The organism is Pseudomonas sp. RC2C2, assembly GCF_018390435.1.
GTDB lineage: Bacteria > Pseudomonadota > Gammaproteobacteria > Pseudomonadales > Pseudomonadaceae > Aquipseudomonas > Aquipseudomonas donghuensis.
The window spans coordinates 292,762-313,172 of the sequence record NZ_JAHBAX010000002.1; the positions used below are offsets into that span (position 1 = coordinate 292,762).

At 62.7% G+C, this 20,411-nt stretch carries 17 protein-coding genes; 7 read left to right on the forward strand and 10 right to left on the reverse strand.

What is annotated here, in order from left to right; genetic code table 11:
- The first annotated feature begins 163 nt into the window (after positions 1–163).
- The gene (locus tag KHO53_RS19800) at positions 164–1,093 is read left to right on the forward strand and encodes an IS110 family RNA-guided transposase (protein WP_213570697.1); all 930 of its coding nucleotides are present in this window, start codon (positions 164–166) and stop codon (positions 1,091–1,093) included.
- Positions 1,094–1,125: 32 nt separating this feature from the next.
- Here the strand turns inward: KHO53_RS19800 and KHO53_RS19805 are convergent, their stop codons facing one another.
- Positions 1,126–2,064, reverse strand: a complete 939-nt coding sequence (locus KHO53_RS19805) for a LysR family transcriptional regulator (RefSeq protein ID WP_036994511.1) — start codon at positions 2,062–2,064, stop codon at positions 1,126–1,128.
- Between the two features lie 138 nt (positions 2,065–2,202).
- Between KHO53_RS19805 and KHO53_RS19810 the strand changes: the two genes are divergently transcribed.
- Positions 2,203–3,432, forward strand: a complete 1,230-nt coding sequence (locus KHO53_RS19810) for an acyl-CoA dehydrogenase (protein ID WP_010220430.1) — start codon at positions 2,203–2,205, stop codon at positions 3,430–3,432.
- Here KHO53_RS19810 and KHO53_RS19815 read toward each other — a convergent pair.
- From KHO53_RS19815 to xthA, 3 genes are all read right to left on the reverse strand, one after another.
- On the reverse strand, positions 3,426–4,448 hold the full coding sequence (locus KHO53_RS19815; RefSeq protein ID WP_100783299.1) for a TerC family protein: 1,023 nt from the start codon (positions 4,446–4,448) through the stop codon (positions 3,426–3,428). The two genes, KHO53_RS19810 and KHO53_RS19815, sit on opposite strands and share 7 nt — an antisense overlap.
- A gap of 165 nt (positions 4,449–4,613) precedes the next feature.
- Positions 4,614–5,930 (reverse strand): substrate-binding domain-containing protein, encoded by a 1,317-nt coding sequence (locus KHO53_RS19820; protein ID WP_010220428.1) that lies wholly within the window; start codon positions 5,928–5,930, stop codon positions 4,614–4,616.
- A 196-nt stretch (positions 5,931–6,126) separates the two neighbouring features.
- Complete coding sequence (gene xthA, locus KHO53_RS19825) at positions 6,127–6,939, reverse strand: exodeoxyribonuclease III (protein WP_010220427.1); 813 nt, start codon at positions 6,937–6,939, stop codon at positions 6,127–6,129.
- 162 nt (positions 6,940–7,101) lie between these two features.
- Here xthA and KHO53_RS19830 point away from each other — a divergent pair, with 162 nt between their 5' ends.
- From KHO53_RS19830 to KHO53_RS19840, 3 genes are all read left to right on the forward strand, one after another.
- Positions 7,102–7,752, forward strand: coding sequence for a GNAT family N-acetyltransferase (locus KHO53_RS19830; protein WP_010220426.1), 651 nt, complete (start codon positions 7,102–7,104; stop codon positions 7,750–7,752).
- 66 nt (positions 7,753–7,818) lie between these two features.
- Entirely contained in the window at positions 7,819–9,561 is a 1,743-nt protein-coding gene (locus KHO53_RS19835) for an autotransporter assembly complex protein TamA (protein WP_010220425.1), read from the forward strand.
- Positions 9,558–13,235: a translocation/assembly module TamB domain-containing protein gene (locus tag KHO53_RS19840; protein WP_213570698.1), complete on the forward strand. Its 3,678-nt coding sequence runs from the start codon at positions 9,558–9,560 to the stop codon at positions 13,233–13,235. Before KHO53_RS19835 ends, KHO53_RS19840 begins: the two co-directional genes overlap by 4 nt.
- 12 nt (positions 13,236–13,247) lie before the next feature.
- Here KHO53_RS19840 and KHO53_RS19845 read toward each other — a convergent pair whose 3' ends face one another.
- The 4 genes from KHO53_RS19845 to KHO53_RS19860 form a co-directional block, all read right to left on the reverse strand.
- Positions 13,248–13,811: a DUF2589 domain-containing protein gene (locus KHO53_RS19845; RefSeq protein WP_249684628.1), complete on the reverse strand. Its 564-nt coding sequence runs from the start codon at positions 13,809–13,811 to the stop codon at positions 13,248–13,250.
- 101 nt (positions 13,812–13,912) lie between these two features.
- A complete protein-coding gene (locus KHO53_RS19850) occupies positions 13,913–14,482 on the reverse strand; it encodes a DUF2589 domain-containing protein (RefSeq protein ID WP_010220422.1) in 570 nt (189 codons plus the stop codon).
- Between the two features lie 63 nt (positions 14,483–14,545).
- Entirely contained in the window at positions 14,546–14,926 is a 381-nt protein-coding gene (locus KHO53_RS19855; protein WP_010220421.1) for a Mor transcription activator family protein, read from the reverse strand.
- A 288-nt stretch (positions 14,927–15,214) separates the two neighbouring features.
- Positions 15,215–15,679 carry a hypothetical protein gene (locus tag KHO53_RS19860; protein WP_223253909.1) on the reverse strand — a complete coding sequence of 155 codons (465 nt, stop codon included), beginning with the start codon at positions 15,677–15,679 and terminating at the stop codon, positions 15,215–15,217.
- A 158-nt stretch (positions 15,680–15,837) separates the two neighbouring features.
- On the opposite strand from KHO53_RS19860, the gene KHO53_RS19865 reads away from it, so the two are divergent.
- Positions 15,838–16,026, forward strand: coding sequence for a hypothetical protein (locus KHO53_RS19865; protein ID WP_010220419.1), 189 nt, complete (start codon positions 15,838–15,840; stop codon positions 16,024–16,026).
- Between the two features lie 37 nt (positions 16,027–16,063).
- On the opposite strand, the gene KHO53_RS19870 is transcribed toward KHO53_RS19865, so the two are convergent.
- Positions 16,064–16,450, reverse strand: a complete 387-nt coding sequence (locus KHO53_RS19870) for a fe2+ zn2+ uptake regulation protein (RefSeq protein ID WP_026001149.1) — start codon at positions 16,448–16,450, stop codon at positions 16,064–16,066.
- Between the two features lie 243 nt (positions 16,451–16,693).
- Here KHO53_RS19870 and pvdQ point away from each other — a divergent pair, with 243 nt between their 5' ends.
- Positions 16,694–18,985: a bifunctional acylase PvdQ gene (gene pvdQ, locus KHO53_RS19875; protein ID WP_200874272.1), complete on the forward strand. Its 2,292-nt coding sequence runs from the start codon at positions 16,694–16,696 to the stop codon at positions 18,983–18,985.
- 1 nt (position 18,986) lies between these two features.
- Here the strand turns inward: pvdQ and trhP are convergent, their stop codons facing one another.
- Positions 18,987–20,306 carry a prephenate-dependent tRNA uridine(34) hydroxylase TrhP gene (trhP, locus tag KHO53_RS19880; RefSeq protein ID WP_010220416.1) on the reverse strand — a complete coding sequence of 440 codons (1,320 nt, stop codon included), beginning with the start codon at positions 20,304–20,306 and terminating at the stop codon, positions 18,987–18,989.
- Positions 20,307–20,411: the final 105 nt, after the last annotated feature.

Consider the following 20,411-nt stretch of genomic DNA (forward strand, 5'->3'; position numbering starts at 1 on the left):
TGGCAAGCTGTACGCCGGTAGTGCTTAAAGCACGCGTGGGAGCAAAGCTGCCATTCACCTCTCCACTCTGGCCCGAGCCCGAACAGTTGATTGAGCGCCTCTCGAATCACAAGCGTGGGCCAAGCCAGAGCGCTCTCACAACTGAGTGTAAGAGGGTTCAGCCATGTTGTCTTCTGTTGGAATCGACACTGCCAAAGCCACTTTGGAAATCTGCATCAAACCTCAGAAAATCCGCTTCGAAGTGGCCAACAACTCCGCAGGCTTCGAGGCGTTGCTTGAGCGTCTGAAGGACTTCAAGATCAGTCGAGTGCTGATCGAAGCGACCGGCGGCTACGAGAAAGAAGTGCTGATTGCATTGCGCTCGGCGGGTTTCGAAACCATCTGCATCAATCCAGCCCGTGCGCGGAAATTCGCCGATGCCATGGGTAAAAAAGCCAAAACCGACAAGATCGACGCCGAGGTCCTTGCGGACTTCGCTGCACACCTCAGCGCTCCTCAAGGCCAACCGATCAGCCCGGAACGCGAAGAACTGCGCGAGTTGGTGAAGCAGCGCGCCCAATTTGTGCAGAGCCGTGATGACTACAAACGGCGTCGCCTGCAATGCCGCTCGGCAATGGTGATGGCCCACTTTGATGAGCACATAGAACAGCTGAAAGTGCTGATCAAACGCCTCGACGAAGAAATTGACCAGGCGATGGTGCAACTTGACGATACCAGGGCGCGTCAGTTGTTGGCGGTGAGCGGAATCGGTCGGGTAACCGCCGCAAATCTGCTCGCCTCACTGCCTGAACTGGGGCAGTTGGACCGCCGTCAAATCGCCGCGCGGGTGGGCGTAGCGCCTTACAACAACGATAGCGGTAGCCATCGAGGGCACCGCCAGATATGGGGGGGGCGGGCGCATGTAAGGCGAGTTCTGTACATGTCGAGCTGGATCATCATCCGCCACAACACGGAATTTAAAGCACGCTACGAAGCACTTCGGGAGCGTGGCAAGTGCGCCAAAGTGGCCCTCGTAGCCTGCATGCGGGTGCTGATCGTCAGGCTGAATGCAATGCTGCGGGACAATACCCCTTGGCGAGTGCAAACAGCCTGATCAAGACAGTTGCTCCCACAATGGCTCTGTGTTCACTGCAACGGCACCTCAGCCTTGGCCGCCCGCTCATCCTGCGCCACCACGCCCTGGCACAGCTCGATGATCTGTTCGCGCATCCAGCGGTTGGCCGGGTCCTGGTCGGTGCTTTCGTGCCAATACAGATGGGTTTCCAGTGGCGGTACATCCACCGGCAGGCTGACATGGTTGAGCTGGTGGCGACGGGCGAAACGCTCCGGAACGGTCATGACCATGTCGGTCTGCTGCAGCACCTGGGAAGCCATCAGGTAATGCTGGGAGCGCAGGGCAATCTTGCGCTGCACGCCCATCTTGCCCAGGGCCAGGTCGACATAACCCAGGCCGTTGCGCCGGCTGGAGATATGAATGTGGGTCATGCCCAGGTAGTCGTCCAGGCTGAGCGGGTCCTTGAACAGCGGATGGCCCTGGCGCATGGCGCAGACGTAACGGTCCTGCATCAGTTTGACGTGGCGCACCTGCGGGTCGGTGTTGAGCGGCGCATCGACGGCAAAGTCCAGGCGCCCGGCGGCCAGTTCCTTGGTGGTTTCCCGGCGCTTGCACAAAAAGCTTTCGATCGCCACCGCCGGCGCCAGGCGGCGCAGGCGTTGGAACAGCAGCGGCAAGATCACCGCCTCGGTGAGGTCGGTCATGCTGATGCGAAAGGTCTTGTTGGCCTGCAGCGGGTTGAAGATGCGGCTCTCCTGCACCGACACGCGCAGCAGCGAGAGGGCATTGCGCACCGGGCCGATGATGTTTTGCGCCATCGGCGTGGGCACCATGCCCTGGGCGGTGCGCACGAACAGCGGGTCATTGAAGGTTTCGCGCAGGCGCGCCAGGGCGTTGGATACCGCCGGCTGGGTAATGCCGACGATCTGCCCGGCCCGGGTCAGGTTGGCTTCGGTGTAGATGGCATCGAAGACGATGAACAGATTCAGGTCGACCTTGCTCAGGTTCATGGGCGCTGCTCTTATTGGTGTTATCCGTGGATCATATATCGGTTATGAATGTTTATACACGCTGAGAATAGACTAGGTGGATTTTGCCTGCTGATCTAGGATCGATATCAGATCCCTTTTCTACTGAAGGTACTGCCCATGGATTTCGCCTATTCACCCAAGGTCCAGGCGCTGCGTGAACGTGTCACGGCGTTCATGGAGGCCTATGTCTATCCCGCCGAAGCGGTGTTCGAGCGCCAGGTTGCCGAAGGCGATCGCTGGCAGCCGACGGCGATCATGGAAGAGCTCAAGGCCAAGGCCAAGGCCGAGGGCTTGTGGAACCTGTTTCTGCCCGAGTCGGAGCTGGGCGCGGGCCTGACCAACCTCGAGTATGCCCCCCTGGCGGAAATCATGGGCCGCTCGCTGCTCGGCCCCGAGCCGTTCAACTGCTCGGCGCCGGACACCGGCAACATGGAAGTGCTGGTGCGTTACGCCAATGAAGCACAGAAGCGCCAATGGCTTGAGCCGCTGCTGCGTGGTGATATCCGCTCGGCGTTCGCCATGACCGAACCCGATGTGGCTTCGTCCGATGCTACCAATATGGCCGCCCGCGCCGTGCGCGACGGTGACGAGTGGGTGATCAATGGTCGTAAGTGGTGGACTTCCGGGGCCTGCGATCCGCGCTGCAAGATCATGATCTTCATGGGCCTGAGCAACCCGGAAGGCCCGCGTCACCAGCAGCATTCGATGATCCTGGTGCCCACCGACACTCCCGGGGTGAAGATCGTGCGCCCGCTGCCGGTGTTCGGCTACGACGACGCGCCCCATGGCCATGCCGAAGTGCTGTTCGAGAACGTGCGCGTGCCTTACGAGAACGTGCTGCTCGGCGAGGGCCGCGGTTTCGAGATCGCCCAGGGGCGCCTTGGCCCGGGGCGCATCCACCACTGCATGCGCTCGATCGGCATGGCGGAGCGTGCCCTGGAACTGATGTGCAAGCGCTCGGTGGAACGTACCGCCTTTGGCCGGCCGTTGGCGCGCCTGGGTGGCAACGTCGACAAGATTGCCGACTCGCGGATGGAAATCGACATGGCCCGGCTGCTGACCCTCAAGGCCGCGTACATGATGGACACCGTCGGCAACAAGGTCGCCCGCAGCGAAATCGCCCAGATCAAGGTGGTGGCACCGAACGTGGCCCTCAAGGTCATCGACCGGGCAATCCAGATCCATGGCGGCGCCGGCGTCTCGGCTGATTTCCCGCTGGCCTACATGTACGCCATGCAGCGCACCCTGCGCCTGGCCGACGGCCCGGACGAAGTGCACCGCGCGGCGATCGGCAAGTACGAGATCGGCAAGTACGTGCCCAGGGAACTGCTCCGTAGCGGTCACTGATGCTTGCCGCGCAAGCCCGTCTCTTTTCCTGGGGCGGGCTTGCCCCGCGAACGGGTCGAGTACAGTGAACACAACACCCCAGCGCTAAGCAGGGCAATGGTCACCCCCAGCGACAGCATCGGCGGCACGGCACCGATCAGGCCGTGGTAGAAAATCTTGCTGCCGATGAACACCAGCACCAGCGCCAAGGCGTACTTGAGGTAAATAAAGCGGTGCATCAGCGCCGCCAGGGCAAAGTACAGCGCCCGCAACCCGAGAATGGCGAAGATGTTCGAGGTGTAGACAATGAACGGGTCCTGGGTGATGGCAAAGATTGCCGGCACGCTGTCGACGGCGAACACCAGGTCGGCCAGCTCGATCAGTACCAGGGCCAGGAACAGCGGCGTGGCATAGCGCAGCGCCTTGCTCTGCCCGGCCGGGGTGATGTGCACGAAAAAACGCGGGCCGTGCAGCTCGTCGGTGACCCGCAGGTGTCGGCGGACGAATTTGAGCACCGGATTGTTCGCCAGGTCCGGGTGGGGTTCTGTGCCGGAGAACAGCATTTTCACTCCCGTGCACAGCAGGAAGGCACCGAACACATAGAGGATCCAGTCGAACTCCTGCACCAGCGCACTGCCCAGGCCAATCATGATCGCCCGCAGCACCACTACCCCGAGAATGCCCCAGAACAGCACCCGGTGCTGGTAGCGGCGGGGGATGGCGAAGAAGCTGAAGATCATTGCCATGACGAACACGTTGTCCATCGACAACGACTGCTCGATGAGAAAGCCGGTATAGAATTCCAGGGCCTTCTGCGCGCCCAGCTCGAACCACAGCCATACGCCGAACAGCACGCCAACGCTGAAGTAGCCGGCATACAGCAGCAGGCTTTCGCGCATTTCGATTTCGTGCAATTTGCGGTGCAGTACGCCCAGGTCCAGCACCAGCAGGGTCAGGACGATGCCGAGAAAGGCCAGCCAGAACCACAGGCTGGTGCCGAGGAAGTCGTTATCGAGAAATACCTGTAGAGCTGCCATGAGCCCCTCCTTGATGTCGACGTTGCTGAGCAACAGTGACTCCGACATGGCGGCTTGGCAGCCGTCAGAGGGGCCCGGCGTCACTAAGGACAAGCCTAGCCCCGGGGAGGGTGAGCGCCCAATCGAGCCTGTAACAATTGTTTGCCCAGGCCAGCCTTCGGCAGCTCAGTAGACCCACACCTCGACGCGGCGATTGCGGATCCGCCCTTGTTCGGCGGTGTTGGCCGCCACCGGCAGTTCATCGCCCAGGCCGATGATCTCGCGCAGTTCAACGCCGCTGCGGGCCAGTTCCCGACGCACCGCCATGGCTCGCAGCCGCGAGAGCAGGGCGGCGCGCTGCGGGTCATCCTTGGCATCGCCAAACCCCACCAGCACCACCTTGTTGGCCAGCTTGTGCTGCGCCTGCAGGTACTGGACCACCCGTTGCACATCGCGCAGGGCCTTGTTGTCGAGGCTGGCGTTGCCCTCCTGGAAGCGAAAATTCACCGACAGGCGCCGGGCATCGCTGGCCAGGTCAAGGTAGCGGCGGGGCATCTCCTTGCGTGGCTGTACCTTGATGCTCTGCACCTGCTGGCCGACGAAGCCGTTATGGGTAACGATGGCCTGGCCCTGGGCGCTTTGGGCGAACTCGACCAGGGCGCGGGCCAGTGGATTGGCCTGACCGGGCGGCAGATAAAAGAACAACCGTCGCGACAGCGGATAGTCTTCGCTGGCCACCAGGGCCGGTGTCGGCAGCATGGCCTGGGACGCACCGTCGGCAATCGCCACGACCTTGGCGCCATGCACCGTGGCCAGGCTGCTGAAGCCGATGGCCTGGCGATCGCCGAGCACCTGGCTGGCCAGTTGCTCGGCCGATTCGAAGCGCCGGGCAGTGTCGGCCAGGGGGTGTTGTGCTGGGTCGAGCACCAGGGCCTTGAAGGTTTCGAAGGTCCCGGAGCGGTCATCGCGGGCGTACAGGTTGATGGGGCCGCTGCCGATACCCAATTGCTCCCAATTGCGGATTTGCCCGGAAAAAACCTGTGCCAGCTGGACAGTGGTCAGCTGCGGCAACGGGTTGTCGGGGTGGACGATCACCGCGACACCATCCAGGGCAATGACCTGCTCGGCGGCGGCACTGTTGAGGTCACCCAGGGCTTGCAGCTCGCTCAGCTCAACCGGCTTGATCGGACGGGAGGAGGCAGCCAGTTCCGCCTGGCCGGACTTGAGTGCGGTGAAACCGGTACTGGATCCGTGGGCGGCGATATCGATGCGCAAGGCCTGGCCGTTACTGTCTCGGGCACGGACCTGGCGTTCGTTGGCGGCGTCGCCACTGACGATGCTGATGGCACTGGCGCCTTGTTGCTCGAGCAAGCCTGTGACCAGCGCCGGTGCCAACGCGGCACCGATGGTGTTGGAGCCCTGGATACGCAATTGCGCCTGCGGGGCAGCGGCGCCAATCAGCGGGAACAGGCAAAGCACAAGCAGGGAGAGGTGGCGCAACATGCCGTCTGGCACTCATGGGCAAAGGGTGTGCCGGGAGATTAAGACGGAAGGGTGACCAAAAGATGACAGCGTTTTTGCCAACCTGCGCCAATCCTGTGGGAGCCGGCTTGCCGGCGATGCTTTTCCACGGCCGAACCGTGCTTGGCCAGCCGGGTCTCATCGCTGGCAAGCTGCTCCCACAGGGGCTGCGTCTGAACTAGCCCAGCTCAAGCCAGATCGGCGCGTGGTCCGAAGGTTTTTCCATCCCGCGCAGGTCATAGTCGACCCCGGCATCCTTGATCCGTGGCAGCAGCCCCTGGGAGGCCATGATCAGGTCGATGCGCAGGCCGCGTTTGGGCTCGTCTTCAAAGCCGCGGCTGCGGTAGTCGAACCAGCTGAAACGGTCAGCCACTTCCGGGTGCAGGTGGCGGAAGCTGTCGACCAGGCCCCAGCTCTTCAGACGCGCCATCCACTCGCGCTCTTCCGGCAGGAAGCTGCACTTGCCGGTCTTCAGCCAGCGCTTGGCGTTGTCGGCGCCGATGCCAATGTCGCAGTCTTCCGGCGAAATGTTCACATCCCCCATCACCAGCAACGGCTGGTCGTTCTGGAACTGGGTCTCGAGCAGTGTCTGCAGGTCGCTGTAAAAGCGCTGCTTGGCCGGGAACTTGGTTGGGTGGTCGCGGCTCTCGCCCTGGGGAAAGTAGCCGTTCATGATGGTGATCGGGGTGCCATCGGCATCAGCGAAGGTGCCCCAGATGAAGCGTCGCTGGGCTTCTTCTTCATCGGTGCTGAAACCCTTGTGCAGGCTCAGTGGCGCCTGGCGCGAGAGCAGGGCGACGCCGTAGTGGCCCTTCTGGCCATGAAAGTGCACGTGGTAGCCCAGGGCCTGGACCTCAGCGAGCGGGAACTGCTCGTCGCTGACTTTGGTTTCCTGCAGGCCGATGACGTCGGGCTGGTGCTTTTCGATCAACGCCGCCAACTGGTGGGGCCGGGCACGCAGGCCATTGATGTTGAACGAGACGATCTTCATGGGCAGCACAATCCTGGTAAAACCCAGGATCCTAGCCGACATCGGCGACGTCGGCCAGCATGGCGATCCACTCGAGAGGTTGCTAACCTGTGGCACGAGGTGAACGTTGGCACCCCGCACACCTCAAAGGCAATGAATGCCCATTTCCGGAGGTTTGCCAGCATGCCCGAATCGACTGCCGCACCGGCTGAAGTCCGTCTGCTCGATGGCGGCTACAGCCGCGAGGCGCGCTCCCTGTTGTATCACGCCTATCGCCACGAACCGACCTTTGCCTTTCTGTTCGAGGCCCAGCGTCCCGGGTTCGACCAGCGTATTCGCGCCACCGTGCGCGAGCGGGTCAAGCAGCATTTTCTCCAGGATTTACCCGCCATTGGCCTGCTGGTTGAAGACCGCTTGATCGGCATCGCCCTGATTGCCCCGCCGCAGCGGCGTCTGGGCATCACCGAAAGCTGGGCCTGGCGCATGCGCATGGTGCTCAGCACCGGGTTTCGCTGTACCCGCCGCTACCTGGATTACCAGGCTGCGCTGGCGGCCTGTCTGCCCAGTGACGCGGTGCATGTACTGCCGCTGCTGGGGATCCACCCGCAGTTTCAGGGCAAGCACTACGGCGAACAGTTGTTACAGGCTGTGCACGACTGGTGTGCCGTGGATGAGCATTCCCAAGGCGTGGTGCTGGACACCGGCAACGAGCACTACCTGGCGTTTTACCAGCGTCAGGGCTACCAGGAAATTGGCGAGATCGCTGTAGGCCCGGTCCGCGAACACGTGTTCTTTCACCCCAATCCGCAGTCGTCACAGCAGGTATCGGCCTGAATTGCGTAGCAGTGAGGAAAACCTCGGGCTCCATGCTGCCGCCAAGCTCTGGTAGCATCCGCGCCTATGACGTATTCAGGACGATTTACCTGCGGTTTGATTCTATGGGTTGCCAGCATCGGCGCGTATGCGCAAAGCGAGCTGGTTGTCCGGGTCAAACCTGCCAATAACGAACTCAAGGCCAATGTCGAAGGCTATATCGGCAGCCTTGGTAAACGCGATGAAGAGGCGCTGCTGCGCTTCAGTCGCGGCGCAGTCGAGCAGGCACGCAAGGCCTCCCAGGCCCTGGGCTATTACCAGGCGCAGATCGACAGCGAGGTCAAACCGCCGGCCAAGGCCGACAAGGGCCCGCAGCTGGTATTGACGATCGACCCAGGCGAGCCGGTGCACTTGCGTGATGTGACCATTCGCATCGATGGCCCGGCCAGTGAACTCAAGGCCTTCCGCATTCCCGACAGCAAGGCGTTGCGCTCAGGCGCGGTGCTCAACCATGGCCACTACGAAGACGCCAAGCGCCTGATCCAGAACCAGGCCTCGCGCTACGGGTTTTTCAGTGGCCGCTTCGTCCGCCAGCGCCTGGCGGTCGACCCCCAGGCTGGCGTTGCCGATATCGAGCTGATCTACGACAGTGGTCCGCGCTACCGCCTGGGCAAGGTCAGCTTTGCTGGCGATACGCCGCTCGATGAAGACCTGCTGCACCGCATGGTGCCGTTCAAGGCTGACACGCCCTACGACTCCGAGCTGATCGCCGAGCTCAACAATGCCCTGCAGTCGAGCGGCTACTTCGAAGGCGTACGGGTCGATGCCGCGCCCACTGCCGCTATCGAGCAGAGCATCCCGGTGGCCGTTCAGCTCGACACCCGCAAACCGCGGACCATGGGCCTGGGCCTGGGTTTTTCGACCGACGTCGGGCCGCGCGGCAAGGCCAACTGGACTCGCCACTGGGTCAACCCGCAAGGTCACAGCTACGGCTGGGAAACCGAACTGTCGGCGCCACGGCAGAACGTCGGCCTGTGGTACGACATCCCGCTCGACCCGCCGCTGACCGACAAACTGCGTTTTGCCGGTGGTTACCAGAACGAAGAAATCGCCGGCACCGATACCTTGAGCAAGCTGCTCACGGTCGGCCCGGAATGGCACAGCAAGCTGCCCAGCGGCTGGCAGCGGGTCATTTCGCTCAAGTACCAGCGCGAAGAGTACAAGCTCGGTGACGATTCGGGCCTGAGCAACCTGCTGATGCCCGGCATCAGCTATTCCTACCTGCGCAGCGATAATCGCATCGACCCGCACAATGGCTATCGCCTGCAGTTCGATGTGCAGGCGGCCAAGCAGGGACTGGTCTCCGACACCAACCTGCTGCATGCCAATGTGCTGCTCAAGGGCCTGACCACTCTGGGCCAGAATCATCGCTTTCTCGGCCGTGTGCAGTTCGGCGGCAGCGCCACCAACAGCTACAAGAATTCGGTTCCGCCCTCGTTGCGCTTCTTTGCCGGTGGCGACCAGAGCGTGCGAGGCTACGACTACCAGACCCTGTCACCGAAAAACTCCGACGGCGATCGTATTGGCGGCCGTTACCTGGTGGCCGGCAGTGCCGAGTACCAGTATTCGGTTGCAGAAAAGTGGCGGGTGGCGACCTTCATCGACCAGGGCAATTCATTCAATAATCTGGAGCTTCCCAGCCTCAAGACCGGTGTCGGTATCGGTGTGCGCTGGGTGTCTCCGGTCGGACCGCTGCGTCTGGATCTGGCCCGCGCGCTGGATGACGACGGCGGTTTGCGTCTGCACTTCTCCATGGGGCCGGAACTGTGAGTCGCGTTATCAAATTCATCGTTCTTGGCCTGCTGGCCTTGCTCATGCTGGTGGTGCTGGGTGTGGGCCTGGTGCTCGGTACCCAGGCCGGCAGCCGCTGGGCCCTGGAGCAGGTGCCGGGGCTGCAGCAGCTGGATAACTTCCAGGGGCGTCTGGCCGGGCAGTGGCAAGCCGAGCGCTTGCTGTGGGCACAAGGCGGCGATCGGGTCGAGTTGGTGGCGCCGGTACTGGCCTGGTCGCCGGCCTGCCTGCTGCGCATGACCCTGTGCATCGATCAGTTGCAAGCCGATCAGGTCAACCTGGCCTTCGCACCCGGCGAGCCGAAGCCTGATAGCGGGCCGTTGCAACTGCCGGCACTCAAGCTACCCGTGGCCATCGAGTTGGGCCAGGTGCGTATCGGCCATCTGCGCCTGGACGGCAATGAACAGCTCAGCCAATTGCAACTGGCCGCGCATTGGACCTCGGGCGGGCTGCAGATCGACAGCCTGCAACTGCAGCGCGATGAGCTCAAGCTGAACCTGCAGGGGTTGCTCAAGCCCGAAGCCGATTGGCCGTTGCAGGCCAAGGGGCAACTGCAGTTGCCGAGTGTCGACGGACAGCCCTGGCAACTGGCATTGCAGGTGGACGGCGACCTGCAGAAAACCCTCAGGCTCAAGGCTGACAGCAGCGGTTACCTGCACGCGCGCCTGTCCGGCGAGCTGCAAGCCCTGGCCGACAACCTGCCGGCGCACCTGCAGATCAGCAGCGAGGCCTTCAAACCCTCGGCCGAGCTGCCTGACACCCTGCAACTGAACACGCTGCAACTGAGCGCCAAGGGTAACCTGCAAAGCGGCTATCAGTTGCTGGGTTCAGCCAGCCTGCCCGCCGAGCAGGGGCCGGTGGTGCTCAATCTGCAAGGCCGGGTCGATGCCAAAGGTGCCGAGCTCAGCACCCTGGACCTCAGCGCCAGCGCCGAGCAGGCGCTCAAGCTCAAGGCCAAGGCCGACTGGCAGCAAGGCCTGAGTGCTGAAGCCAGCATCGACTGGCTGGATTTCCCCTGGTTGCGCCTGTATCCGCTGGAGCAAGCGCCCGACGTTACCCTGCGCCGCTTCAACGGCCAGGTGCAGTACCGTGATGGCAACTACCAGGGCGAGTTCAAAGGTGACCTGGACGGCCCGGCCGGCGCCTTCAGCCTGAGCAGCCCGTTCAAGGGCGACCTCAAGCAGGTCAGCTTGCCGCAATTGTTGCTCAGTGCCGGCCAGGGCAAGGCCGCCGGCAGTGTCGGCGTGCAGTTTGCCGATGGCCTGGCCTGGGATGCGGCGCTGGAGCTGTCGGCGCTGAACCCGGCGTACTGGCTGGCCGAATTGCCCGGCACCCTGGCGGGCCCGTTGCGCAGCAAGGGTGAAATGAAAAACGGCGAGTTGCGCCTGGATGCCGACCTTGACCTCAAGGGCCGCCTGCGCGGCCAGCCCGCCGTACTCAAGGCGGTGGCACAAGGGGCAGGGCAGCAATGGACCCTGGGCACCCTGGACATCCGCCTGGGCGACAACCAGATCAATGGCAGCGGCAGCCTGCAACAGCGTCTGGCCGGGCAGATCGATCTCAACCTGCCGCGCCTGGGCCAACTCTGGCCGCAGTTGCAAGGCCAGGTCAAAGGGCGGCTGGAGGTTACCGGAACCTTGCAGGCGCCCCAGGGCAGCTTCGTTCTGCAGGGCCAGCAATTGGCCCAGGCCGACAACCGTGTACAGCGCCTGAGCCTGGATGCGCGTCTGGACAACGCGCAACGCGCGCTTATCGACCTGCAGGCCGGCGGCATTCGCCTGGGTGACACCCCCCTTGGCATGCTCACCGCCAAGGGGGCAGGTGACATTCGCCAGCAAAAGCTGCAACTGGCCCTGGACGGGCCGCAGCTCAAGCTGGACCTGGGCCTGGACGGGCAACTGGACAAGGGCAACTGGCGCGGTCGCCTGGCCAGTGGTGAAATCCAGGCCGGCGGCCAGGACTGGCGCCTGCAGGCACCGGCGAAACTGCAGCGCCTGGCCAGTGGGCAAGTGGATTTCAGCGCCCATTGCTGGCGTTCCGGCCAGGCCAGCCTGTGTGGCGAAGATCAGCGTCTGGCGCCCGAGCCGCGCCTGCGCTACCACCTCAAGCAGTTCCCGTTGCAAAGCCTGGCGCAGTGGCTGCCCAAGGACTTTGCCTGGCAGGGCCTGCTCAATGCCGACATCAACCTCGATGTTCCGGCCAGCGGGCCCAAGGGCACTGTCCTCATCGATGCCAGCGGCGGTACCCTGCGGGTGCGCGAAAAGGACCGCTGGCTGGACTTCCCCTACCAGACCCTGCGCCTGCAAAGCACCCTGGGCCCGCGACGCATCGACACCCGTCTGGATTTCCTGGGCGACAAGCTCGGCGAGCTGGCGGTCAATACCCGGCTTGATCCGCTGGCCAAAAACAAACCCCTGAGCGGTGACTTCCGCCTCAGTGGCCTGGACCTGGCCATTGGCCGCCCGTTCGCGCCGATGGTCGAACGCTTGAATGGCCAGCTCAACGGCAGCGGGCGCCTGTCCGGCACTTTGCTGGCGCCCCAGGTCAATGGCAGCCTGAACCTTGCGCGTGGCGAAATTAGCGGCTCGGAGCTGCCGATCAGCCTTGAGGATCTGCAATTGCAGGCACTGATCGCTGGCGAACAGGTCCAGCTCAACGGCCGCTGGAAAAGCGGTGATGCTGGCCAGGGCAGCCTGAACGGGCAGATTGGCTGGGGCCAGGCACTGACTGTCAACCTGGCGCTGCAGGGCCAGCAGCTGCCGGTCAATGTTGAGCCCTATGCGGCACTGGAAGTCGCTCCGGACCTGAAAATCAGCCTGATTGACGACAAGCTCGCGGTGACCGGCAAGGTGCGGGTACCCAAGGGCAAAATCACCGTGCGTGAGTTACCGCCGTCCACGGTCAAGGTTTCCGACGATACGGTGATCCTTGGTCATCAGACCGAGGAGGGCAAACCGCCGATGGCCATGGCCATGGATATCGACGTCCAGGTCGGTCAGGAAAAACTCTCGTTCAGCGGCTTCGGCCTGACCGCCAACCTGCTGGGGCACGTGCACATCGGTGACAACCTCGATACCCGCGGCGAACTGAGCCTGGCCGACGGCCGCTACCGCGCCTATGGCCAACGCCTGACCATCCGCCGCGCGCGCTTGCTGTTTGCCGGCCCCATCGACCAGCCTTACCTGGACATCGAGGCCATTCGCAAGACCGATGATGTGATTGCCGGTATCCGCTTGAGCGGCAGTGCCGAACAGCCCACCACCCAGGTGTTCTCGGAGCCGGCCATGAGCCAGGAGCAGGCGTTGTCCTACCTGGTGCTCGGGCGGCCATTGGGTACTACCGGGGAAGACAACAACATGCTCGCTGAAGCCGCGCTCGGCCTGGGCCTGGCAGGCAGCGCCGGGATCACCGGCAGCCTGGCCTCGAGCCTGGGTATCGATGACTTCCAGCTCGACACCCAGGGCAGCGGCAATAGCACTGCGGTAGTCGCCAGCGGTAACCTGACCGAGCGTTTGAGCCTGCGTTACGGTGTTGGGGTGTTCGAGCCGGCCAACACCATTGCCCTGCGTTACAAGCTCAGCAAGAAAGTCTACCTGGAGGCGGCCAGTGGTCTGGCCAGCTCCCTGGATATCTTCTACAAGCGCGACTTCTAGAGGCCAGTAGTGTCAGCGCACGGTCGCCGCTTCGATGAACTCGTTGCTGTCGTCCGTGGGCTGGACAGGGGTGGACAAGCGAAGCGGGGTAATCAGTTTGGTGTACTCCTCGATCAGCCGGTTCAGCGCTTCCGGTGGTTCACAGGCCTGGAACTGCATGCGGATCTGCACTTCATCGGGGTCGCGCGGTGCTTCGCCATTGCGTTTGCTCTGGCCGCCGACCGTTACATAGAAGCGCTCGCGTTGCAGGCTCTCGCAGGCCTCGGTGGTTTCGGTGTTTTGAATCCGCACAGACAGGTCGACCTGCATGCGCTCCAGTGCCAGCCCACGCGGTGACACCAGTGCGATCAGCGGGATCTGCATCGTGTGCTGATCGTCCATCGCCACTTCGACCATCTTGGCTTTCATCGGCGTGCCCAGTGCCTCGGTGTCATAGTCGAAAAACTGGTCGAACAGCTTGATGTACTGCTGGGCAATCAGGTTGTTGGTGGCTGCGGCGGCTTCCTGCAGGCCGCGAGTGATATCGCACAGGTCGCTGGCGATGATGGGTGCGTTGTTTGGCGGGCGAGGGTCCAAGCGGTGGGCACTCCTGGGATTTTTTAGCTGAAGCCCCCTCCCGTGGAAGGGGCCAGTGGCGAAGGGGTGCGCTCAGCTACCCTGCGCTGGGACGGTGGCTGTCAGCTGGGGCTTGCAACCGGTTTGCTGGCGGCTTCGGTGAGGGCATCAATTACCCGCATCAGTGCCTCCGGCGGCTCCTGGCGGCGTATTTTGGTATTGAAGGCATAGCGCGCACGGGTATCGGTCTTGCGGGTTTGTGTCGACTTGTGGCTGACCTGGCCTTTGAGCTCCATCTTGAACTTGCCGAAGCCGAAGGAGGCAGCGGTACTCGCTTCGCCTGCGGTTTCGCGACTGGATTCAGCCTGTTGGCTGATGGTCACTTCGAACTCGACGTTACCTTCCTCGATGACAATGTTGGGGTGGGCGATCGCCGCCATCAGCGGGATGCGCATGGTTTTGGAAACGGTTCCCTTGGCCGCCCCCTGCTCATCGGTGACGGTTTCGTCGTAGTTGAACTCGATGGCAACTGCTTTGCCATTCTCGACACAGACACCCATGAGGAAGTCGGCGTAGGACTGGCTAGCGGCTACCTGTGCCTGGACCATTGCCTGCAGCGGTCCGGCAATCATCCGGTCCAGGGGCAGGGAGTTCATGACCGAACCGATCAGATCGTTGTCGATTGTTGCCATGGGTGATTTCCTTATCGTGGGTCCACACCTTGTGTGCGGGATTGGGGTTCATGTTTGCCGTACTCAGCGCGGACAAGCTTCCTGACGACGGATGTTGCCGATCTGGCGCAGGCTTAAGCCGTACTTGTTGGCCAGCATGCTACGAGACTGGCCATCGGCACTTTCTTGCTGGATCTGTTGATTGCGCAGTTGGCGCAGGAAATGGTCGACCTTGGGGATTTCCAGGGCCATGCCGGCGAAGCGCCGGATCAGCGCATCCAGCGCCGGGGCAGGAAGGATCTGTGCCAGGGCGGTGCGCTCTCGATGCTTGGGGATGTACTTGGGGCGCCCACCAAAGGCACAGGTAAGGTTGTAGGCATTCTCGATACCCAGGCACTCGATCAGCATCTGCAGCGAGTGGGGCAGTTGCGCGACATCAATACGGTTCAGTTCGCTCAGTTCCATGATGACTTCCTTGTAGGCGATGGTTTGGCACCCAGATGCTTGAGCATCCGTGCCAAGCGGCTCGAGCCATTTCAGGCCATTTCGCACCTGACCGGCTTGAACTGGATTTTCGGCCAGCATGAAGAAAGCAGGCTAGGCAGCAAGTGGGGCGGTTAGGGTGGCCTTTTTGCACGCGGTTTGTAGGTTGTTAGGCTCACCCCGGTGGGAATGGGGTTCAGGGCATCGCGCAGGGCCTTGATTGTTGGCACATGCGAGAGTTTCGACTCGACCTGATTGGCCGACCCATGCTCATTCGCACGGGCGCGCCAGTAGCAGGCTGACTTGGCCCAGGAAACTGGCTGGACGGGTAACGCCGTGGAGGGGAAAGCTGCGCCAGTCGACCCATACGCACAGGGCGGTAAATTCCCGGGCAGAGGCCTTGCCGATGACGCTGGGGTGAAAATCCCGGCGATACAGGACCTGGGTCTGTTTCAGTGGCTGGGCTTGATCGGCTGTCGCCAGGGCGTGTACCACCAGTTGCGCAAGCTGTGCTTGGGGTACGGTGAAGTGCGTCGTGGCGGTGCCTGTGCCCAGGTGGCCGGCTTGTCGGGTCCGCTGCCACAGCTGTTGCCATTGGCTACTGCCGGCGTTGTTGGCCAGTTCGGCGCCGAGTGTCAGGAGCAGCGCCTGAGGCTGATTTTCGGTGGGCAAGGCCTGAACCTTGAGGGCGGCGCCCAGGAGCAGCAGGCTGCCCAGCAGTGTTCGCATCAACATGGTGAGCTTCCGTTCGTCTGGGCATCAGCCCGGGACACCATGGTGGCGACGGGGCGGCGACAACAGAAGCGGGAAATTGTCCGCTGACCGGCGGGGGACGTTGTATCATGCGCACGGCCCGCTTCGGGCCTTTTCGCCGATGTCGCAAGGAACTACCAATGACGCAAGGTCAACGCCTGAAATACTCCATCCTGATCTCCCTGCTGGTGCTGGGGATCATGCTCGGACTGTCCTACCTGCAAAAACAGGGGACGATCAGCGAGCAGGTGTTCCAGTACATCGCCATCGGTGTGGCGGTGGCAGTGGTGGTGATCAATGGCGTCATGCGCCGCAAGGTCAAACCCTGAGGGTTTAAGCGCGGCCGGCTATGGGCCGGCCGGTCGCTCAACGTGAGCTGGCTTGCTCCAGCACGGCACGGGCCTGGGGATTGAGGCTGTAGCACTTGTCGCTGCCAAGGCTGATGACGCCTTCGGCGCACAAGCGCTTGAGTACTTCGCGAACGCTGAGGAATGACAGGGGGATATCCAGCTGTTCGAGCTGGCTGTGCACACCGCGTACACCAATGCTGCGACCGTTGCGATCGGCCATGTGCAAGGCATCGATGACCTTCAGGCGAATCAGGCTGGTGCGCAGGCCAAAGGCCTTGAGCAATTCGCGGATGTGCTCATTGCCGGGGCGTTCATTTTCGCCGGCTTCGGTATTTTCAGCCACAGGTTGGTTATTTGTGCGTCCAGGCTCAGCTATTGCCGCTGAATGTTGCTGGTTGTACATGTGAATGCTCCATTTCATGGTCTGTCCAGATAAGCAAAAGTGCTTGCCTATACCTATAAGACGAATGAGCGCGGCAAAACTGCAGTACCTGACAAAAAAAAACTGCAAGCTCACCCTCAAATGACGTTTTGACCGGGCCAATCCAGTAAATTTTCACGCAGAAATTCGTTCAGTCAGAGTGACCTTTCCCCTGATTGAGCCGGAGTACGCGTGATCAAACCTCGTCCTTTTGCAACCCTCTGTATGGTCGGGCTGCTCGCCGGCCTCAGCCTTCCCGCCCAGGCGCGCGTAGTCGCGGGCGATGCGTCTGCCCAGATCCGCCGGACCAGTTTTGGTGTGCCGCATATTCTGGCCAAGGACGAACAGGGCCTGGGCTACGGCATTGGCTATGCCTATGCGCAGGACAACCTGTGCCTGCTGGCGAACGAAGTGGTCACCGTCAATGGCGAGCGTTCGCGTTACTTCGGCCCCGGGCAGCGCACCTTCGAGCAGCGCGAAAACCTGCCAAGCGACCTGTTCTTCAATTGGCTGAACACGCCAACCGCCGTGTTCGGCTTCTGGCAGGCGCAACCGGCGGCCATGCGCGCACGGCTTGAAGGCTATGCCAAGGGCTACAACCGCGCGCTGGCCGAGCTCAAGGCTCAGGGGCAGGGCGCGCAATGCCTGCAGGCTGAGTGGCTGCGGCCGATCACCACCCTCGACCTGGTCAAGCTGACCCGCCGCTTGCTGGTCGAAGGCGGCGTCGGCCAGTTTGCCGAAGCCCTGGCCGGGGCAACGCCGCCGAATGTCGTCGCCCAGCTGCGCCCCGACCTCAGCGTTGCCCAGGCACGCCAGGAACAGTTTGCCGTCGAGCGTGGCAGCAATGCGCTGGCCATCGGTGCCGAGCGCTCGTTCAATGGCCGCGGCATGCTGCTGGCCAACCCGCACTTTCCCTGGGCTGGCGGCATGCGTTTTTATCAGATGCAGCTGACCCTGCCGGGCACGCTCGATGTCATGGGCGCAGCCTTGCCTGGGTTGCCGCTGATCAATATCGGTTTCAACCGCCATCTGGCCTGGACCCACACGGTCGACACCTCCAAGCATTTCACCCTGTACCGGCTGGAGCTGGACCCCAAGGACCCGACCCGCTACCTGCTCGACGGCAAGTCGCTGGCCTTGACCCACCAGCGCCTGAGCGTGACGGTCAAGGGCGAGGACGGCCAGCTCAAGCCGGTGACCCGCGACGTTTACAGCTCGGTGTTCGGCCCGATCGTGCAGTGGCCGGGGCGCCTGGACTGGAACAGGCAGTACGCCTTCAGCCTGCGTGACGCCAACCTCGACAACACCCGGGTGCTGCAACAGTGGGATGCGCTGAACCGCGCCGACAGCCTGAAAGGCCTGCAGGCTTCGGTACAGCGCCTGCAGGGCATCCCTTGGGTCAACACCCTGGCGGTGGACGCCAAGGGCCAGGCGTTGTACCTGAACCAGTCGGTGGTACCGTACGTCGACGCCGCTCTGCTGACCCAGTGCAGCGACCCGGCTGCCGGCCAGGAAATGATCGTGCTCGACGGCTCGCGCAGTGCCTGCAACTGGAAGATCGACCCGCGTGCCGCGCAGGCGGGTATCTTCCCTGCGCAGCTGCAGCCGAGCCTGAGCCGTAGCGACTTCGTCCAGCATTCCAACGACTCGGCCTGGATGGTCAACCCGGCCAAACCGTTGCAGGGCTACTCGCCGTTGATCAGCCGCGAGGGGCAACCCCTGGGCCCGCGCAGCCGCTTTGCCTTGCAGCGCCTGGCGAGCCTGAGCGAGAAGGGCAAGATCAGCCAGGCGGACCTGCAGCAGATGGTCATGGATAACCAGGTTTATCTCGCCGAACTGGTCATGCCCGACCTGCTCAAGTGGTGCGCCGGGCAAGCGGCCGATGCCCAGCTCAGTGTGCTGTGCGCCAGCCTCAAGGCCTGGGACCAACGCGCCAACCTCGACAGTGGTCTTGGCCTGGTGCACTTTCAGCGCATCATGCAGGCGTTGCAGGGACGCAAGGATATCTGGCGGGTCGGTTTCGATGCCGCCGACCCGCTGCACACACCGCGGGGGCTGGCAGTTGATCAGGCCGACGTGGCCAACGCCTTGCGTGAGGCAGCCCTGGCTTCAATCGCTGAAGTGACCAAGGCCGGGTTCGCCGAGGACGCGCGCTGGGGGCAGATCCAGCAGGCTGCCGATGGCACGCCGATACATGGCGGTCCGGCGAGCCTTGGGGTGTACAACGCGATCCAGAGCGTACCGGTCGCGCCGGACAAACGCCTGGTGGTCAGCGGCACCAGCTACCTGCAACTGGTGACCTTCGATGACCAAGGGCCGCATGCCCAAGGGATGCTGGCGTTCTCCGAGTCCAGTGAAGCGGGCTCGGCCCATGCCGGCGACCAGACCCGTGCGTTTTCGGCCAAGCAGTGGCAGGTGATTCCGTTCACCGAGGCGCAGATCAAGGCCGATCCGCAGTATCGCTTGCAGGTGATTCACGAGGTTGAGGGGGCGGCGCTGGCGAAGTCTGCGCCTTGATTCAATGAATCAAATCCCTGAGCAGCAAGCCGAAGGCCAGATCGACCTGCTCAGGGATTGGCAGGTACACCGTATGCCCATCCCCCGGCGCCACCTCGATTGCGCCGCCCTGGCGATCACGCAACTGATGCAGGTCGAAGTGGTAGTTACCTTTGGGCGTCATCAGTTCCAGATGATCACCCACCGCAAAGCGGTTCTTCACCCGCACCTCTGCCAGGCCATTGACCCGCTCGCCACTTAGCTCGCCAACGAATTGCTGGCGCTCGGACACCGAGTTGCCGCGTTGGTAGTTCTGATATTCGTCATGCACATGCCGGCGCAGGAAGCCTTCGGTATAGCCGCGCTGGGCCAGTGATTCGAGGTTGAGCATCAGGTTGCGGTCGAACGCGCGCCCGGCTGCCGCGTCATCGATGGCCTGGCGATACACCTGGGCGGTGCGTGCACAGTAGAAGTGCGACTTGGTCCGGCCCTCGATCTTCAGCGAATGCACGCCCATGCGCGCCAGCCGCTCGACATGCTGCACCGCCCGCAGGTCCTTGGCGTTCATGATGTAGGTGCCGTGCTCGTCTTCGAAGGCTGGCATGTCTTCATCGGGGCGGTTGCTTTCCTGCAGCACGAACACCTGCTCGGTGGGGGCGCCGAGCCCCAGGGTCGGTTCTACCTCGCGAACGATTTCGCCGGTGACATTCTCGCGGGCCGCAGTGGCCTTGTACTGCCAGCGGCAAGCGTTGGTGCAGCTGCCCTGGTTGGCATCGCGGCGGTTGAGGTAGCCCGATAACAGGCAGCGGCCGGAGTAGGCCATGCACAGGGCACCGTGGACGAACACCTCGAGCTCCATCTGCGGCACTTGCTGGCGAATCTCCTCGATTTCTTCCAGCGACAGCTCGCGCGACAGGATCACCCGGGTAAGGCCCTGGCTGCGCCAGAACTCGACGCTGGCCCAGTTCACCGTGTTGGCCTGCACCGACAGGTGGATCGGCATGTGCGGGAAGTGCTGGCGCACCAGCATGATCAGGCCGGGGTCGGACATGATCAACGCATCCGGGGCCATGTCGATCACCGGCGCCAGGTCCTTCAAGAAGGTCTTGAGCTTGGCGTTGTGCGGGGCAATGTTGACCACCACGTAGAAGCGCTTGCCCTGCGCCTGGGCTTCCTTGATGCCCAGCGCGAGGTTGGCGTGATCGAATTCATTGTTGCGCACGCGCAGGCTGTAGCGCGGCTGCCCGGCATACACGGCATCGGCGCCGTAGGCGAAGGCGTAGCGCATGTTCTTCAGCGAGCCGGCGGGGGCGAGCAGTTCGGGTTTGGCGAGAAGGGTCATGATCGGGTCGCGGCAAAAGGCGCGGATGCTACGCCGCTTGTGGCGACTTTTTATTGATCTGCATCAATGGCACTTTTACCACTGTCCGGCGCACTAACGAATAGA

Excerpts from the sequence above, each read along its gene's own strand:
- KHO53_RS19800 (WP_213570697.1), top strand. The coding sequence starts at position 164 with ATGTTGTCTTCTGTTGGAATCGACACTGCCAAAGCCACTTTGGAAATC.
- KHO53_RS19805 (WP_036994511.1), bottom strand. The coding sequence starts at position 2,064 with ATGAACCTGAGCAAGGTCGACCTGAATCTGTTCATCGTCTTCGATGCC.
- KHO53_RS19810 (WP_010220430.1), top strand. The coding sequence starts at position 2,203 with ATGGATTTCGCCTATTCACCCAAGGTCCAGGCGCTGCGTGAACGTGTC.
- KHO53_RS19815 (WP_100783299.1), bottom strand. The coding sequence starts at position 4,448 with ATGGCAGCTCTACAGGTATTTCTCGATAACGACTTCCTCGGCACCAGC.
- KHO53_RS19820 (WP_010220428.1), bottom strand. The coding sequence starts at position 5,930 with ATGTTGCGCCACCTCTCCCTGCTTGTGCTTTGCCTGTTCCCGCTGATT.
- xthA (WP_010220427.1), bottom strand. The coding sequence starts at position 6,939 with ATGAAGATCGTCTCGTTCAACATCAATGGCCTGCGTGCCCGGCCCCAC.
- KHO53_RS19830 (WP_010220426.1), top strand. The coding sequence starts at position 7,102 with ATGCCCGAATCGACTGCCGCACCGGCTGAAGTCCGTCTGCTCGATGGC.
- KHO53_RS19835 (WP_010220425.1), top strand. The coding sequence starts at position 7,819 with ATGACGTATTCAGGACGATTTACCTGCGGTTTGATTCTATGGGTTGCC.
- KHO53_RS19850 (WP_010220422.1), bottom strand. The coding sequence starts at position 14,482 with ATGGCAACAATCGACAACGATCTGATCGGTTCGGTCATGAACTCCCTG.
- KHO53_RS19855 (WP_010220421.1), bottom strand. The coding sequence starts at position 14,926 with ATGGAACTGAGCGAACTGAACCGTATTGATGTCGCGCAACTGCCCCAC.
- KHO53_RS19860 (WP_223253909.1), bottom strand. The coding sequence starts at position 15,679 with ATGTTGATGCGAACACTGCTGGGCAGCCTGCTGCTCCTGGGCGCCGCC.
- KHO53_RS19865 (WP_010220419.1), top strand. The coding sequence starts at position 15,838 with ATGACGCAAGGTCAACGCCTGAAATACTCCATCCTGATCTCCCTGCTG.
- KHO53_RS19870 (WP_026001149.1), bottom strand. The coding sequence starts at position 16,450 with ATGTACAACCAGCAACATTCAGCGGCAATAGCTGAGCCTGGACGCACA.
- pvdQ (WP_200874272.1), top strand. The coding sequence starts at position 16,694 with ATGGTCGGGCTGCTCGCCGGCCTCAGCCTTCCCGCCCAGGCGCGCGTA.
- trhP (WP_010220416.1), bottom strand. The coding sequence starts at position 20,306 with ATGACCCTTCTCGCCAAACCCGAACTGCTCGCCCCCGCCGGCTCGCTG.